Origin of the sequence: Rhabdonatronobacter sediminivivens (assembly GCF_013415485.1) — a bacterium.
GTDB lineage: Bacteria > Pseudomonadota > Alphaproteobacteria > Rhodobacterales > Rhodobacteraceae > Rhabdonatronobacter > Rhabdonatronobacter sediminivivens.
This window is the reverse complement of the sequence record NZ_JACBXS010000024.1, coordinates 16,087-29,642: the sequence shown is the minus strand read 5'-3', so window position 1 is coordinate 29,642 and position 13,556 is coordinate 16,087. Positions and strand designations below refer to the sequence as shown.

Genomic DNA, 13,556 nt, shown 5'->3' with positions numbered 1-13,556 from the left:
GTCCGGCGTGATCCCTACACGGGGTCCGCATTCCGGGGGCGCTGCATGTCGCTGCGCCTGGTGAAGGATTATCACCGTTTCAAGGCCGAGGTGGTCGGCGCCTGATCGCTGGCGGCGCTGTCCACCAGCCAGTCATAGACCAGCCGCGCGCGCTGGGCGGTCTGTGCATGCAGGGTGACATAGAAATCCTCTTGCGGCGCCACCTGATCAGGCAGCAGCGCCACCAGTTCGCCTGCCGCCAGGAAGCTGCGCGCCAGGCTGGTCCAGCCCAGCACCGCGCCCATGTCATCGCGCGCCGCCTGCAGGGCGATCAGATAGTTGTTCACCCTGTGGCCCATCCGCACCGGCCCGTGATGCCCCAGCGCCCGGAACCAGCCGGCCCAATCGGTCCAGCCCGCGACATGGCTGTCAAAATGGATCAGCGGCAGCGCGGCCAGATCAGCCACCGTTGCGACCGGATGCGCAGCGGCAAAGCCCGGGCTGGCCAACGCCATCAGCCGGTCGTGGAACAGCACCCGGCAGGGGCCACGGTCGCGCGGGCGCAGGCCGTAGCGGATGCTCAGGTCGCATTCGGAGGGGGATTCGCCCGTGTCGCTGACGATCTGCGCGACCGAGACATCCCCGTGCACCCGCCAGAACTGCGCCAGTTTCGGGGTCAACCACAGCGAACTGACCGCCGTGGTCACACCGATGGTGACCGAAGCCCGGCTTGCGCGACGGCGCAGCTGACCCACGGCATCGGCCATGCCTTCGAACCCGCGCTGCAACGCCACCAGCAGATAGGCGCCGGTTTCGGTCAGGGTGACACCGCGATGATGACGCTGGAACAGGGCGGTCTGCAGCTCGGCCTCCAGCGCCTTGACCTGGTGGCTTATGGCGGCGGGTGTCACGTTCAACTCGCGTGCGGCGCGGGTGAAGCTGACATGGCGGGCGGCGGCCTCAAAGGCCACAAGCGCGCTCAGCGGCGGCAGGTCATAAGGGCGTCTGGACAAGCTGACCTCATTTCAGGGCGGCGCTTTGCGCGCGCCGCAGGCGAACTGGCACGGGCAGGGCAAACTGACCTAAGCCTGCATGAATCTTTCCGCGATTGCCAGCGCCGCCTGCCCGCCGCAGGATTTTCCGGCCGCCATGCAGGCCCGGCCCCGGCCTGCCACTTGCCGAGGGTATGCCCATGTTGCCAGACGCCCCAACCACCGCCGCCACCATCGCCTTGGACGCCCGCCCGGCGCGCCGCGCGCGCAAGGGTCGCGCCCAATCCACTCGCAGCGCCGAACCAGGCCAGAACCTGCACCTGCGCACGCCCTATATCACCCGGCGCATCCCCACCTATGACCTGTTGCAGGAGGAGGCGCTGGCCCGGATCGAGGCCACCGCCGAGCGCATCCTGGCTGAAATCGGCATAGAGCTGCGCGACGATCCCGAGGCGATGGCGCTTTATCGCCGCGCGGGCGCCAAGGTGACGCATCTGACCGGCGCCACATGGCGCATCCGCTTTGAACCGGGAATGCTGCGCGAGATCCTGAAATCCGCGCCCGCGTGCTTTACCCAGCACGCCCGCAACCCCGCCAACAGCGTGCAGATCGGCGGCGATGCCATGGTCTTTGCCCCCGCCTATGGCTCACCCTTTGTCATGGACCTCGATCAGGGGCGGCGCTACGGGACGATCTCGGATTTCGAAAACCTGATCAAACTGGCGCAATCCTCGCCCTGGCTGCACCACTCGGGCGGCACCATCTGCGAGCCGACGGATGTGCCCGTCAACAAGCGCCATCTGGACATGGTCCACGCGCATATGCGCTATTCGGACCGAGCGTTTCTTGGCTCGGTCACCGCGCCGGAGCGCGCCGCCGACAGCATCGAGATGTGTCGCATCCTGTTCGGCGCGGAGTTCGTGGATCGCAACTGCGTCATCATGGGGAACTTCAACACCACTTCGCCGCTGGTGCTGGACGGGGTGACAACGGCGGGCATCCGCACCTATGCCGCCGCCGGTCAGGGCTCCATCCACCTGCCGTTCCTGCTGGGCGGCGCGGTCTCACCGCTGACCATGGCGGGGGCGGTGGCGCAATGCCTGGCGGAATCCATGGCCTCCTGCGCGCTGGCGCAGCTGGTGCGCCCCGGGGCGCCGGTGGTGCTGGGGGCGTTTCTGTCATCCATGTCCTTGCGCAGCGGCTCCCCCACCTTCGGCACGCCGGAACCGGCGCTGGGCTCGCTGGTCATGGGGCAGCTTGCGCGGCGGCTGGACCTGCCCCTGCGCTGCGCGGGCAATTTCAGCACCTCGAAGGCGCCGGACGGGCAGGCCATGCAGCAGGCGATGATGTCGATGATGTCGGCGGTGCAGGGGGGCGCAAATTACATCCTGCACGCGGCGGGGTTCGTGGATGGACTGCTCTCCATGTCCTATGAGAAGATGATCATGGACATGGACATGTGCGGCGCGCTCCATGCCTATCTGGCGGGGATCGAGGTCAGCGAGGACACGCTGGCCTTTGACGCGCTGGCGCAATTCGGCCCGGGAGAGCATCTTTTCGGCACCGACCACACCCTGCGCCACTATGAAACCGCTTATTGGGACAGCGGCTTCAACGATGATCGCACCTATGAAACCTGGGAGGAGTCGGGCAGTGTCGATGCTGCGCGCCGTGCCAACCAGCGCTGGAAGGACGTGCTGGCGCGCTACCAGCCGCCCCCCATGGACCCCGGCGTGGACGCGGCGCTGAAGGATTATGTCGCACGCAAGAAGGCCGCCGCGCCGGACGCGTGGTACTGAGGAGGCCCCATGTCCAACGACCCCCTGCTGCAGCCCTATCAGTTGAAGCACCTGACCCTGCGCAACCGGATCATGACCACCGCCCATGAACCCGCCTACCCCGAGGACGGGATGCCAAAAGCGCGCTATGTCGCCTATCACGCCGAACGGGCGAAGGCGGGCGTGGCGCTGGCCATGACCGCCGGGTCGGCCTCGGTCTCACGCGACAGCCCGCCCGCGTTCAACAACGTGCTGGCCTGGAAGGATGAGGTCGTCCCCCATATCCGCGCGCTGACCGATGCCTGCCATGACCACGGCTGCGCGGTGATGATCCAGCTGTCGCATCTGGGCCGCCGGACCGGGTGGAACAAGGGCGACTGGCTACCCTCGCTTTCGTCCAGCAAGCACCGCGAACCCGCGCACCGTTCATTCCCCAAACTGGCCGAGGATTGGGACATCGCGCGCATCATCACCGACTTTGCCGATGCCGCCGAGCGGATGCAGGCGGGCGGCATGGACGGGGTGGAATTGCAGGTCTACGGCCATCTGCTCGATCAGTTCTGGTCCCCGCTGACCAACGATCTGGACGGCCCCTATGGCGGTCAGAGCCTGGATACCCGCATGCGACTGCTCATGGACACGCTGCGCGCCATCCGCGCGCGGGTGGGCGACGGGTTCATCCTGGGCGTGCGCTACACGGCCGATGAGGCTGCGCAGGGCGGGATTGACGCCGCCGAGGGGCTGGAGATCTCGAAGCGGCTGGCCGCCTGCGGGATGGTCGATTTCCTGAACGTCATCCGTGGGCGCATCCATACCGACCCGGCGATGACCGATGTGATCCCGGTGCAGGGCATGAAATCCGCCCCGCATCTGGATTTCGCGGGCGCCGTGCGCGCGGCGACCGGCATGCCCACCTTCCATGCCGCCCGCATTCCGGATGTGGCCACCGCGCGCCATGCCGTGGCCTCGGGGCTTCTGGACATGGTCGGCATGACTCGCGCGCATATGGCCGACCCGCATATCGTGCAGAAGATCACCGAAGGGCGTGAGGATGACATCCGCCCCTGCGTCGGCGCCACCTATTGTCTGGACCGCATCTATCAGGCGGGCGAGGCGCTGTGCATCCACAACCCCGCCACCGGGCGCGAGCTGTCCCTGCCGCATGTGATCGCGCCCGCCAAGGCGCGCAAGCGGGTGGTGATCGTCGGCGCTGGCCCCGGCGGGCTGGAGGCCGCCCGCGTAGCTGCCGAACGCGGGCACCATGTGACCGTGTTCGAGGCCCAGCCCGACCCCGGCGGCCAGATCCGCCTGACCGCCCAGAACCCCCGGCGGCGCGAGATGATGGGCATCATCGACTGGCGCATGGCCCAGTGTGCCGCCCGCGATGTGACCTTCCATTTCAACACCTATGCCGAGGCCGAGGACGTGACCGCGCTGGCCCCGGATGTGGTGATCATCGCCACCGGCGGGCTGCCCAACACGGAGCTTTTCGAAAGCGGCACTGAGAACCCGCATGTGGTCAGCGCCTGGGACATGATCGCGGGCGATGTGAAGCCCGCGGGCCGCGTGCTGGTCTATGATGAAGCGGGCGACCACCCGGGCCTGATGGCGGCGGAAGTGGCAGCCAATGCGGACGCCGAGGTCGAGGTGATGACCCCGGACCGCAGCTTCGCGCCCGAGATCATGGGCATGAACCTTGTCCCCTACATGCGCGCATTGCAGAACAAGGATGTGACCTTTACCGTCACCCGCCGCCTGTTGGATGTGGCGCGCGAGGGCAACCGCCTGGCCGCCACCATCGGCACCGATTACAGCGACCACAGGCGCGACCAGCACTATGATCAGGTGGTGGTCAATTATGGCACCCTGCCGCTGGACGACCTGTATTTCGCCCTCAAGCCCCTGTCGGTGAACGGCGGTGCGGTGGATCATGACGCGCTGATTGCCGGACGCCCGCAGGAGGTGACCCGCAACCCCGCGGGTCGCTTCCACCTCTACCGCATCGGCGATGCCGTCAGCGCCCGCAACACCCACGCCGCCATCCATGACGCGCTGCGGCTGATGAAGGATATCTGACCCCGCCAGCGATGGTACCGTGGTTCAATGCCCCGGCTCAGGACCGGCCCCGGCGCACGCGTGGGCACTCACCAGTGCGGCGGGCGCTCATCTGCAAAGAACAGCCCGCCGGACCCGGCATCGCGGTCGGCATCGCGGCGCCGAAGCTCGGCCATCTGCGCCTCCAGCCGGGCGATCCGCTCAGCCTGGGCGCGGGTCTGGTCCGACAGTTCATCCACCGCACGCAGCAGATGGGCGATGCGTTCTTCGGCGGCAAGGGTGCGGTCGGTTGTGTCCTGGCTCATGGGCGTTCCCCGGTGCTACAGCGGTTCGATATCGCCTTCGGCGCGCTGGCGGTCGAAGGCGGCGATGAAACCCGCCAGATCACCATCGGCAATGGCCTGCCGCAGCCCGGCCATCAGATCCTGATAATACTGCAAATTGTGCCATGTCAGAAGCATGGACCCGATGATCTCGTCCGCGCGGGTCACATGGTGCAGATAGGCCCGCGAATAGCCGCGGCAGGCCGGGCAGGTGCAGCTTTCATCCAGCGGGCGCGGGTCATCACGGTGGCGCGCGTTGCGCAGGTTCACCGGCCCGCGCCGGGTCCAGGCCTGCCCCGTCCGCCCGGAGCGCGAGGGCAGCACGCAATCGAACATGTCCACTCCGCGCAGCACCGCACCGACGATGTCATCGGGCTTGCCCACGCCCATCAGGTAGCGGGGGCGATCCTCGGGCAGCATCTGGGGGGCGTGGTCCAGAACCTCGAACATGGCGGCCTGCCCCTCGCCCACGGCCAGCCCGCCAATGGCATAGCCGTCAAAGCCGATGGCGCGCAGGGCCTCGGCGCTTTCCTCGCGCAGGTCACGTGCCAGCCCGCCCTGCTGGATGCCGAACAGCGCATGGCCGGGGCGGTCGCCAAATGCATCGCGCGATCGTTGCGCCCAGCGCATGGACAACCGCATGCTGGCAGCTATCCGGGCCTTGTCGGCGGGCAGGGCCGGGCATTCGTCAAAGGCCATGACAATGTCCGAGCCCAGCAGGCGCTGGATCTCCATGCTGCTTTCCGGCGACAGCACATGCTTGGAGCCGTCGATATGGCTGGAAAAGCGCACGCCCGCTTCGGTCAACTTGCGCAAAGACGCCAGCGACATGACCTGAAACCCGCCCGAATCGGTCAGGATCGGCCCGTCCCAGTTCATGAACCGGTGCAGCCCGCCCAGCCGCGCGATCCGTTCCGCCCCGGGCCGCAGCATCAGGTGATAGGTGTTGCCCAGCAGGATATCCGCCCCTGTCTCGCGCACGCTTTCGGGGCGCATGGCCTTGACGGTGGCGGCGGTGCCCACCGGCATGAAGGCAGGGGTGCGAATATCCCCACGCGTGGTGCGCAAAACGCCGCTGCGCGCGCGCCCGTCGCGGGCCTGAATGTCGAAGGCAAAGCTCATACGTCTGTCCCGTTGCGCCCGAAAGCTGCCTTCTGCGCGATTTCGCGCCCCGTGCCAAGGGCACCGCGGCCCCACTGGACGCATCGGCAGAATTCCTTATATATTCACTCAACAAACCTGCGAGGCTGACATGACCCCACAAACCGCCCCCGCCGAAGGCGAACCGCTGATCAAGCCCTCAAGCACCGGGCATCCGCTCTATGAGGATATCGTCGAGGCCTGCAAGAGCGTTTATGACCCGGAAATCCCGGTGAATATCTATGATCTGGGCCTGATATACACCATCGCCATCAGCGATGAGAATGCGGTCGATATCACCATGACCCTGACCGCGCCGGGTTGCCCCGTGGCGGGCGAAATGCCGGGCTGGGTCGCCGATGCCGTCAATGCCGTGGCCGGGGTCAAGCAGGTGGATGTTGAAATGACCTTCGAGCCGCAATGGGGCATGGACATGATGTCGGACGAGGCCCGGTTGGAACTGGGCTTCATGTAAGCCGCGCATGCGGTGCGCAAATTCACTCCGGCGCGGCGTGGTCGCGCCAAACCCTGGAAGATGACCGAATGTTTGGTATCCCCGGAAAATCCCCTGTCACCCTGACCCCCCGCGCCGTGCGCCATATCGCCCGGCTGATGGAGCGCGAAAGCGCCAAGGGCCTTCGGATCGGCGTCAAGAAAGGCGGCTGCGCGGGCATGGAATACACCATGGAGGCCGCGCTGGAGGTCGGCGAGCATGAAGAGGTCGTTGAACAGGATGGCGCCTGCGTGATCATCGCCCCCATGGCGCAGATGTTCATGTTCGGCACCGAGATCGACTATGAAACCGGGTTGATCGAAAGCGGGTTCAAGTTCCGCAACCCCAACGTGACCGAGGCCTGCGGCTGCGGCGAATCGATCAAGTTCGGCAATGTCGACGCCGAAGCCGCCGCCGAAGCGGCAGGCGCCGCCCCGCGTTTGCGCGGCTGACAGGCGCCTGCCGGTCCGCCAAGGGTTCCCCACCTGCCCCGTTCTGCGCTAGAACCCTTGCAAGATATTGCACAAGAGGGTCCCCATGCGCCGCAAACTTGCTGCCGGAAACTGGAAGATGCACGGGCTTGCCGCCGATCTGGCGCAGGCCGAGGCGCTGGCGCGTGACCTGCCCGCGCCCGCGGTCGATGTGCTTTTGTGCCCGCCCGCCACGCTGATCTGCCGCATGGCCAAGGCCCTGGCGCGCACCCCCTTTGCCATCGGCGCGCAGGACTGCCACCCGGCGGCGCAGGGGGCGCATACCGGCGATGTCTCGGCCGCGATGCTGGCGGATGCGGGGGCCAGCCATGTGATCCTGGGCCATTCCGAACGCCGCGCCGATCATGGCGAGGACTCGGCCCTGGTCGCCGCCAAGGCCACCGCCGCCCATGGCGCCGGGCTGGTGGCGATCATCTGCGTGGGCGAGACCGAGGCCCAGCGCGATGCCGGCCAGACCCTGGCCGTGGTGCGCGAACAGTTGCGCGACTCGCTTCCTGACGGCGCCAGCGCGGAAAACACCGTGGTCGCCTATGAGCCCGTCTGGGCCATCGGCACCGGGCGCACCCCGACCGACGCCCAGATTGCCGAAGTCCACGATACCCTGCGTGCCGCCCTGCCCGATGCAGGCATCCGATTGCTCTATGGTGGGTCCGTCAAGCCCTCCAACGCGGCCGAGATCTTTGCCATTGCCAATGTGGACGGCGCGCTTGTGGGCGGTGCCTCATTGAAAGCGGCGGATTTCGGCGCGATCATCGCCGCGCTGGAGGCAGCGGAGGGCTAGGCCTCAGCGCATCCGCAGGGCGCCGTCCAACCGCACGACCTCGCCGTTGAGATAGGCGCAATCCAGCATGAACAGGGCCAGCCGCGCGAATTCCTCCGGGCGGCCCAGACGGCGCGGGAAGATCACATCGGCGGCCAGTCCCTCCACCACCTCGGGGCCCAGACCTTCCAGCATCGGCGTCAGAAAGGTGCCCGGCGCAATGGCATTGACGCGGATACCCAGGGTGGCCATGTCACGCGCGGCCGGAAGGCTCATCCCCGCGATCCCGGCCTTGGACGCGGCATAGGCCACCTGCCCCTTCTGCCCGTCAAACGCCGCGATCGAGGCCGTGTTGACCACCGCCCCGCGTTCGCCATCGGCATCCGGGTCATTGCGGGCCATTTCCGCCGAAGCCAGACGCATGCAGTTGAAGCTGCCCACCAGATTGATGTCGATGGTGCGCTGGAACAGGGCCAGGTCATGCGGCCCGTTGCGGCCCAGCACCCGGGCCGCCGTGGCGATCCCGGCGCAATTGACCAGCCCGTTGATCCGGCCCATGCGGGCCACGGCCTCGGCCATGCCGGCGGCGACCGAGTTCTCGCGCGTCACATCCACTTCGGCGAAATGGGCGCCCAGTTCCCGCGCCATGGCCTGTCCGGCAGTGGCATCCAGGTCAAACAGCGTGACCTGCGCACCCGCTGCCACCAACGCCCGCGCCGTGGCCGCCCCCAGCCCCGAAGCCCCCCCGGTCACGATCACCGCCCCTTTTGACAGTTCCATTCGGTATCCCCCTCATTGCCCCTGCGGGCGTGGAATTGAACATCTGTTCAGCTTATGCGGCATTCGGAAGCCACGATCAATTCCCCCGGTTTCGGCAACGCCCCCTTGCGCCACAGCCCGCCGCAGCATAGGTCAGGGGTTACCTCGGGGTGCCCGGCAATGGGCTGAGATGCGCGGCTGCGCGCGAACCCGTTGAACCTGAACCGGTTCGGACCGGCGGAGGGAAGGGTGACGTCAACCGATCCCGTCCGGTCCCGTCCGACCGACCATGAGAGAGGTTGCCCGATGCGCTATCCCGTCCTGATTTCCGCGGCCCTGCTCGCCCCGGCCATGGCCACAGCGGACACGCCCACCCTGACTGTCTATACCTATGACAGCTTCGTGTCCGACTGGGGCCCTGGCCCTGCCGTGCGCGAGGCGTTCGAGGCCATCTGCGACTGCCGGCTGGAGATGGTCGGCACCGGCGATGGCGCTGCCCTGCTGGCCCGGCTGCAACTGGAAGGCGCGCGCAGCCCTGCCGATGTGGTGCTGGGGCTGGACACCAACCTGACCGCGCGGGCCGCCGAAAGCGGTCTTTTCGCACCGCACGGGATCGCGGCGGAGTTTGACCTGCCCGTCGCCTGGGAGGATGATCTGTTCCTGCCCTTCGACTGGGGCTACTTCGCCTTTGTCCATGACCGCGAACGCCTGCCCGAGCCGCCAGGCAGCTTTGCGGAACTGATCGACTCCGATCTGAGCATTGCGATTCAGGATCCAAGATCCTCCACCCCCGGGTTGGGGCTGCTGATGTGGATCAAGGCCGCCCATGGCGATGACGCCCCCGCGATCTGGGAGGGGCTGGCGCCACGGGTGCTGACGGTCACGCGCGGATGGTCGGAAAGCTACGGGCTGTTCACCAGCGGCGAGGTCGACATGGTGCTGAGCTATACCACCTCACCGGCCTATCACCTGATCGCCGAGGGTGATGCCAGCAAGGCAGCGGCCGAGTTCAGCGAAGGCCATTACATGCAGGTCGAGGTGGCCGGCATTCTGGAAAGCTCGGACCAGCAGGATCTGGCGCGAGAGTTCCTGGAGTTCATGCTGTCGGATGCGTTTCAGGAGATTATCCCCACGACCAACTGGATGTATCCGGCGGTGCTGCCCGAGGACGGCCTGCCCGACGGGTTTGACACGCTGATGGTCCCCGAACGCGCGCTGCTGTTTTCGGCGGATGAGGCGGCAGCGCAGCGCGACGCGGCGCTTGCAGAATGGCTGGCGGCGCTGTCGCGCTGATGGCCTGTGCGATGGCCGGTGGGCAGGGGGGGCTCCCGCCCGTCGGGGACGGATTGAAAATCCGCCCCCTCCCGTTGGGCCGGGCGGCGCGGCGGGGCCGCGCCGGGGCCTCTGGTCCGGTTCGGGGTTCCGGATGTGACGAGGCGCGCCTGTGACCGGGCGCATCTGGCCGCTGGCCGGCGGTTCGGCAGTGGCCTTGATCCTGCTGATACTGTCCTTTGGTTCATTGGGGGCTGTTGCCTGGCGAGCCGAGGGCTGGGGCGGTTTGGGACCGGCGGATTGGGCGGCGGTACGGTTCACGCTGACCCAGGCGATGGTTTCAGCCGTGCTGTCAGTGGCGCTGGCGGTGCCGGTGGCGCGGGCGCTGGCGCGGCGGTGCTTTCCAGGGCGGGGGCTGTTGATCACGTTGCTGGGGGCGCCCTTCATCCTGCCAACCCTGGTGGCGGTGATGGGCTTGCTGGCGGTGTTTGGCCGCAACGGGGTGATCAGCGCGATCCTGGGATGGTTCGGCCTGCCGCCGTTGCAGATCTATGGCTTTGTCGGCGTGGTGCTGGCGCATGTGTTCTTCAACCTGCCGCTGGCCACGCGGCTGTTGCTCCAGGGCTGGCTGGCCATCCCGTCGGAACACTTCCGCCTGGCTGCAGCACTGGGGTTTTCCCGGCGCGATGTGTTCCGCCACCTGGAAGCGCCCATGTTGCGCGAGATGATGCCCGGCGCGCTGCTGGTAATCTTTCTGCTGTGCCTGACCTCTTTTGCAGTGGCGCTGACCCTGGGTGGCGGGCCGCGGGCGACCACGGTGGAACTGGCAATCTACCAGGCGTTCCGCTTCGATTTCGACCTGTCGAAGGCGGCGCTTCTGGCGCTGGTGCAATTTGGCCTGTGCGCGCTGGCGGCGGCGCTGGCGCTGGGGGTTGCGCTGCCACCAGGGTTTGGAGCCGGGCTGGACCGGCCCGTCATCCGCCATGACATGGGCCGGGCGCCGGGGCTGGCGCTGTGGGACGGGGTGATGATCGGCCTGGCAGCGGCGTTCCTGCTGCTGCCCCTGGGGATGATTGTGCTGCGCGGGCTACCGCTGGTGGCGGGGTTGCCGGCGCCGGTCTGGATGGCGGCGGGGCGGTCGGTGGCGGTGGCGCTGGCCTCGGTGCTGCTGTGCATCGGCTTTGCACTGGCGCTGGGGCTGGCGATTGAGCGGGCGGGCGGGGTGGTATCGCGCGGGCTTGAGGTGGTAGGCATGGTGTCGCTGGCAGCCTCGCCGCTGGTGATCGGCACGGGGTTGTTCATCCTGACCTTTCCTCTGGTGGACCCGGCACGTCTGGCATTGCCGGTCACGGCGCTGGTCAATGCGGCAATGGCGCTGCCCTTTGCCCTGCGCGCCATCCTGCCCGCGCTGCGCCAGGCCGAGGCCAGCCAGGGCCGGTTGGCCGATCACCTGGGCCTGACGGGCTGGACACGGCTGCGGCTGGTGATCCTGCCGCGCCTGCGCCGCCCGCTGGGCTTTGCCGCGGGGCTGGCCGGGGCGCTGTCCATGGGCGATCTGGGTGTGATCGTGCTCTTTGCCGAGCGCGAAGGCGCCACCCTGCCCCTGCAGCTTTACCGGCTGATGGGCGCCTATCGCAGCGATGACGCCGCCGGGGCGGCGGTGCTGTTGCTGGGGCTGAGCCTGCTGATATTCTGGGCCTTTGACCGCGGGGGGCGGGCGCATGCTGCAACTTGATGGCGTGACCATCGTGCAGGGGGATTTTCGGCTGGAGGCCGACCTGACGCTGGAAAGCGGCGCGCGGGTAGCGGTGCTGGGCCCATCGGGGGCGGGGAAATCCACCCTGCTGGGCGCCATTGCCGGGTTCGTGCCATTGAGTACCGGCCGCGTGACGCTGGACGGAGAGGATCTGAGCACGCTTGCCCCGGGTGCGCGGCCGCTGTCGATCCTGTTCCAGGACAACAACCTGTTCCCGCATCTGAGCGCGGCGCAGAATGTGGCCCTGGGGTTAAGGCCTTCGCTACGGCTGACCGGGACGGAACAGGAAAAGGTGGATGCAGCGCTGGAGCGTGTGGGCCTTGAGTTGCTGGGGGGGCGCCGTCCCGCGCAGCTTTCGGGTGGCCAGCAAAGCCGTGTGGCGCTGGCCCGGGCCTTGCTGCGCCGCCGCCCCCTGCTGCTGCTGGATGAACCCTTTGCCGCGCTGGGACCTGCGCTGAAAACCGAGATGCTGGCCCTGGTCCGCGAAATCCTGAACGAAACCGGCGCCATGCTGCTGATGGTCACCCATGACCCCGAGGATGCACGCGCCATCGCATCCCAGGCCATCGTGGTGACCGAGGGAGAGGCCGCGCGCCCTGCTCCGCTCGCCGCGCTGCTGGACAACCCGCCCGACGCACTAGCCAGCTATCTGGGTCGGCGGCGCGGCGCCGAACCCAACGCAGCGCATGAAGGCGACGACCATTCCGCAGGGTGATCGCGCAGACTGGCCCCGACCGCTTGACCCCGTGCCCCGTGCCCCGCGGACCGGATCACCTCCTGAAGCGACCGGTCGCGCCAACGGGCGGTTGATCTGCCCAACCCGTGAAAGGCCTTGCCGGCCAGCGTGTGATCCCGAAGCGCGTCGGCAGCAAGGGGCGCAGCCTTCCGACATCCGCCTGCGCATCGCCGTTTGGCGCCCCTTCGCCCGCTCACATCCGTCCGCCCTGCTGCTACACCTCGACCAACCGAGCGCGCGTCCCGTGCACCCGGACGGACCTACCAGAGAACATTCGATGGCGTCTCGGGCGGCAAACCCTGAAGGCGCAGTGCCTGGTCGCGCAGTTTCAGCGCACCCACCGCACCCGCTGCATCGCAGACACACCCACAGGTCATGTTGCCACTCAGGGCAAGAACGAATTGCTGCAACCCCTCGACCTCCTGCCGAAGCAGGTCAACATGCTGCAGGGCGCTTGTATCGGGGGCCTGCGCCGCGGACACCGCCTGGCCGATTTCGGAATCGATCCGATCGATCTCCCATGCAAGTTGGCCAAGTTCTCCAGCCAGCCGGTCGAGCACAACCTGGAGTGTGTTGTCTGGCGCCGTGCGGGCCGCAGTGGACGAAACGCTCCCGTTCATTGCAGCTTGCCCGTCACCAGTTCGATACAGCGCAGCAGGGCCTCCTTGGTGAATGGCTTGGCGATGAAGTTGTTCATGCCCGCGGCCTTGCCGCGCTGGATCATCTCACGGTTGGCCGTCCCGGTGACCAGGATGAACCCGATGCGCTGCGTGGTTTTGTTCGCACGCAGGTTTTCCAGCAAGGTAAGCCCATCCATGCCCGGCATGTTGAAATCGGAAATCACCAGATGCACGGGCGCGGCAACCAGCTTGCGCAGCGCAGTCTCGCCATCGGCTTCATACTGAACCTTCTTGATTTCGGCCCAGTCAAGCGCCTGTTCGATCAGACCGCGGCTGACGCTCATGTCGTCGACCACCATCACGGAAAGCTGGGATTTGAGTGGCATGGCTGTCTTCTTTTCC

At 67.3% G+C, this 13,556-nt stretch carries 14 protein-coding genes and 1 riboswitch; of the genes, 8 read left to right on the top strand and 6 right to left on the bottom strand.

Translation table 11 applies throughout. The features are described 5' to 3' along the window. Positions 1 to 71 precede the first annotated feature (71 nt). Positions 72 to 992, bottom strand: a complete 921-nt coding sequence (locus HUK65_RS12135) for a LysR substrate-binding domain-containing protein (RefSeq protein WP_179906538.1) — start codon at positions 990 to 992, stop codon at positions 72 to 74. A gap of 179 nt (positions 993 to 1,171) precedes the next feature. Between HUK65_RS12135 and HUK65_RS12130 the strand changes: the two genes are divergently transcribed. Next, positions 1,172 to 2,770: a trimethylamine methyltransferase family protein gene (locus HUK65_RS12130; RefSeq protein ID WP_179906537.1), complete on the top strand. Its 1,599-nt coding sequence runs from the start codon at positions 1,172 to 1,174 to the stop codon at positions 2,768 to 2,770. A gap of 9 nt (positions 2,771 to 2,779) precedes the next feature. Beyond that, positions 2,780 to 4,825, top strand: a complete 2,046-nt coding sequence (locus tag HUK65_RS12125; RefSeq protein WP_179906536.1) for an NADH:flavin oxidoreductase — start codon at positions 2,780 to 2,782, stop codon at positions 4,823 to 4,825. 68 nt (positions 4,826 to 4,893) lie between these two features. On the opposite strand, the gene HUK65_RS12120 is transcribed toward HUK65_RS12125, so the two are convergent. Continuing rightward, positions 4,894 to 5,109, bottom strand: a complete 216-nt coding sequence (locus HUK65_RS12120; RefSeq protein ID WP_179906535.1) for a SlyX family protein — start codon at positions 5,107 to 5,109, stop codon at positions 4,894 to 4,896. 15 nt (positions 5,110 to 5,124) lie between these two features. Further along, positions 5,125 to 6,249, bottom strand: coding sequence for a tRNA guanosine(34) transglycosylase Tgt (tgt, locus tag HUK65_RS12115; RefSeq protein WP_179906534.1), 1,125 nt, complete (start codon positions 6,247 to 6,249; stop codon positions 5,125 to 5,127). Between the two features lie 130 nt (positions 6,250 to 6,379). On the opposite strand from tgt, the gene HUK65_RS12110 reads away from it, so the two are divergent. The 3 genes from HUK65_RS12110 (at position 6,380) to tpiA (ending at position 8,032) form a co-directional block, all read left to right on the top strand. Beyond that, positions 6,380 to 6,742: an SUF system Fe-S cluster assembly protein gene (locus tag HUK65_RS12110; RefSeq protein ID WP_179906533.1), complete on the top strand. Its 363-nt coding sequence runs from the start codon at positions 6,380 to 6,382 to the stop codon at positions 6,740 to 6,742. Between the two features lie 68 nt (positions 6,743 to 6,810). Continuing rightward, complete coding sequence (locus HUK65_RS12105; protein WP_179906532.1) at positions 6,811 to 7,212, top strand: HesB/IscA family protein; 402 nt, start codon at positions 6,811 to 6,813, stop codon at positions 7,210 to 7,212. Positions 7,213 to 7,297: 85 nt separating this feature from the next. Then, on the top strand, positions 7,298 to 8,032 hold the full coding sequence (gene tpiA, locus HUK65_RS12100; RefSeq protein WP_179906531.1) for a triose-phosphate isomerase: 735 nt from the start codon (positions 7,298 to 7,300) through the stop codon (positions 8,030 to 8,032). Between the two features lie 3 nt (positions 8,033 to 8,035). Here the strand turns inward: tpiA and HUK65_RS12095 are convergent, their stop codons facing one another. Then, the gene (locus HUK65_RS12095) at positions 8,036 to 8,791 is read right to left on the bottom strand and encodes an SDR family NAD(P)-dependent oxidoreductase (RefSeq protein ID WP_179906530.1); all 756 of its coding nucleotides are present in this window, start codon (positions 8,789 to 8,791) and stop codon (positions 8,036 to 8,038) included. A gap of 135 nt (positions 8,792 to 8,926) precedes the next feature. After that, positions 8,927 to 9,034: riboswitch (TPP riboswitch) on the top strand. 42 nt (positions 9,035 to 9,076) lie between these two features. Here HUK65_RS12095 and thiB point away from each other — a divergent pair. From thiB to HUK65_RS12080, 3 genes are all read left to right on the top strand, one after another. After that, positions 9,077 to 10,063, top strand: a complete 987-nt coding sequence (thiB, locus tag HUK65_RS12090; protein ID WP_179906529.1) for a thiamine ABC transporter substrate binding subunit — start codon at positions 9,077 to 9,079, stop codon at positions 10,061 to 10,063. 151 nt (positions 10,064 to 10,214) lie between these two features. After that, positions 10,215 to 11,777, top strand: a complete 1,563-nt coding sequence (locus HUK65_RS12085) for a thiamine/thiamine pyrophosphate ABC transporter permease ThiP (RefSeq protein ID WP_179906528.1) — start codon at positions 10,215 to 10,217, stop codon at positions 11,775 to 11,777. Then, positions 11,764 to 12,513: a thiamine ABC transporter ATP-binding protein gene (locus HUK65_RS12080; RefSeq protein ID WP_179906527.1), complete on the top strand. Its 750-nt coding sequence runs from the start codon at positions 11,764 to 11,766 to the stop codon at positions 12,511 to 12,513. Before HUK65_RS12085 ends, HUK65_RS12080 begins: the two co-directional genes overlap by 14 nt. A 281-nt stretch (positions 12,514 to 12,794) precedes the next feature. On the opposite strand, the gene HUK65_RS12075 is transcribed toward HUK65_RS12080, so the two are convergent. After that, a complete protein-coding gene (locus tag HUK65_RS12075; RefSeq protein WP_179906526.1) occupies positions 12,795 to 13,094 on the bottom strand; it encodes a hypothetical protein in 300 nt (99 codons plus the stop codon). A 56-nt stretch (positions 13,095 to 13,150) separates the two neighbouring features. Further along, the gene (locus tag HUK65_RS12070) at positions 13,151 to 13,540 is read right to left on the bottom strand and encodes a response regulator (protein WP_179906525.1); all 390 of its coding nucleotides are present in this window, start codon (positions 13,538 to 13,540) and stop codon (positions 13,151 to 13,153) included. Positions 13,541 to 13,556 lie beyond the last annotated feature (16 nt).

Excerpts from the sequence above, each read along its gene's own strand:
- HUK65_RS12110 (WP_179906533.1), top strand. The coding sequence starts at position 6,380 with ATGACCCCACAAACCGCCCCCGCCGAAGGCGAACCGCTGATCAAGCCC.
- HUK65_RS12125 (WP_179906536.1), top strand. The coding sequence starts at position 2,780 with ATGTCCAACGACCCCCTGCTGCAGCCCTATCAGTTGAAGCACCTGACC.
- HUK65_RS12105 (WP_179906532.1), top strand. The coding sequence starts at position 6,811 with ATGTTTGGTATCCCCGGAAAATCCCCTGTCACCCTGACCCCCCGCGCC.
- HUK65_RS12095 (WP_179906530.1), bottom strand. The coding sequence starts at position 8,791 with ATGGAACTGTCAAAAGGGGCGGTGATCGTGACCGGGGGGGCTTCGGGG.
- HUK65_RS12080 (WP_179906527.1), top strand. The coding sequence starts at position 11,764 with ATGCTGCAACTTGATGGCGTGACCATCGTGCAGGGGGATTTTCGGCTG.
- tpiA (WP_179906531.1), top strand. The coding sequence starts at position 7,298 with ATGCGCCGCAAACTTGCTGCCGGAAACTGGAAGATGCACGGGCTTGCC.
- HUK65_RS12120 (WP_179906535.1), bottom strand. The coding sequence starts at position 5,109 with ATGAGCCAGGACACAACCGACCGCACCCTTGCCGCCGAAGAACGCATC.
- thiB (WP_179906529.1), top strand. The coding sequence starts at position 9,077 with ATGCGCTATCCCGTCCTGATTTCCGCGGCCCTGCTCGCCCCGGCCATG.
- tgt (WP_179906534.1), bottom strand. The coding sequence starts at position 6,249 with ATGAGCTTTGCCTTCGACATTCAGGCCCGCGACGGGCGCGCGCGCAGC.
- HUK65_RS12130 (WP_179906537.1), top strand. The coding sequence starts at position 1,172 with ATGTTGCCAGACGCCCCAACCACCGCCGCCACCATCGCCTTGGACGCC.
- HUK65_RS12070 (WP_179906525.1), bottom strand. The coding sequence starts at position 13,540 with ATGCCACTCAAATCCCAGCTTTCCGTGATGGTGGTCGACGACATGAGC.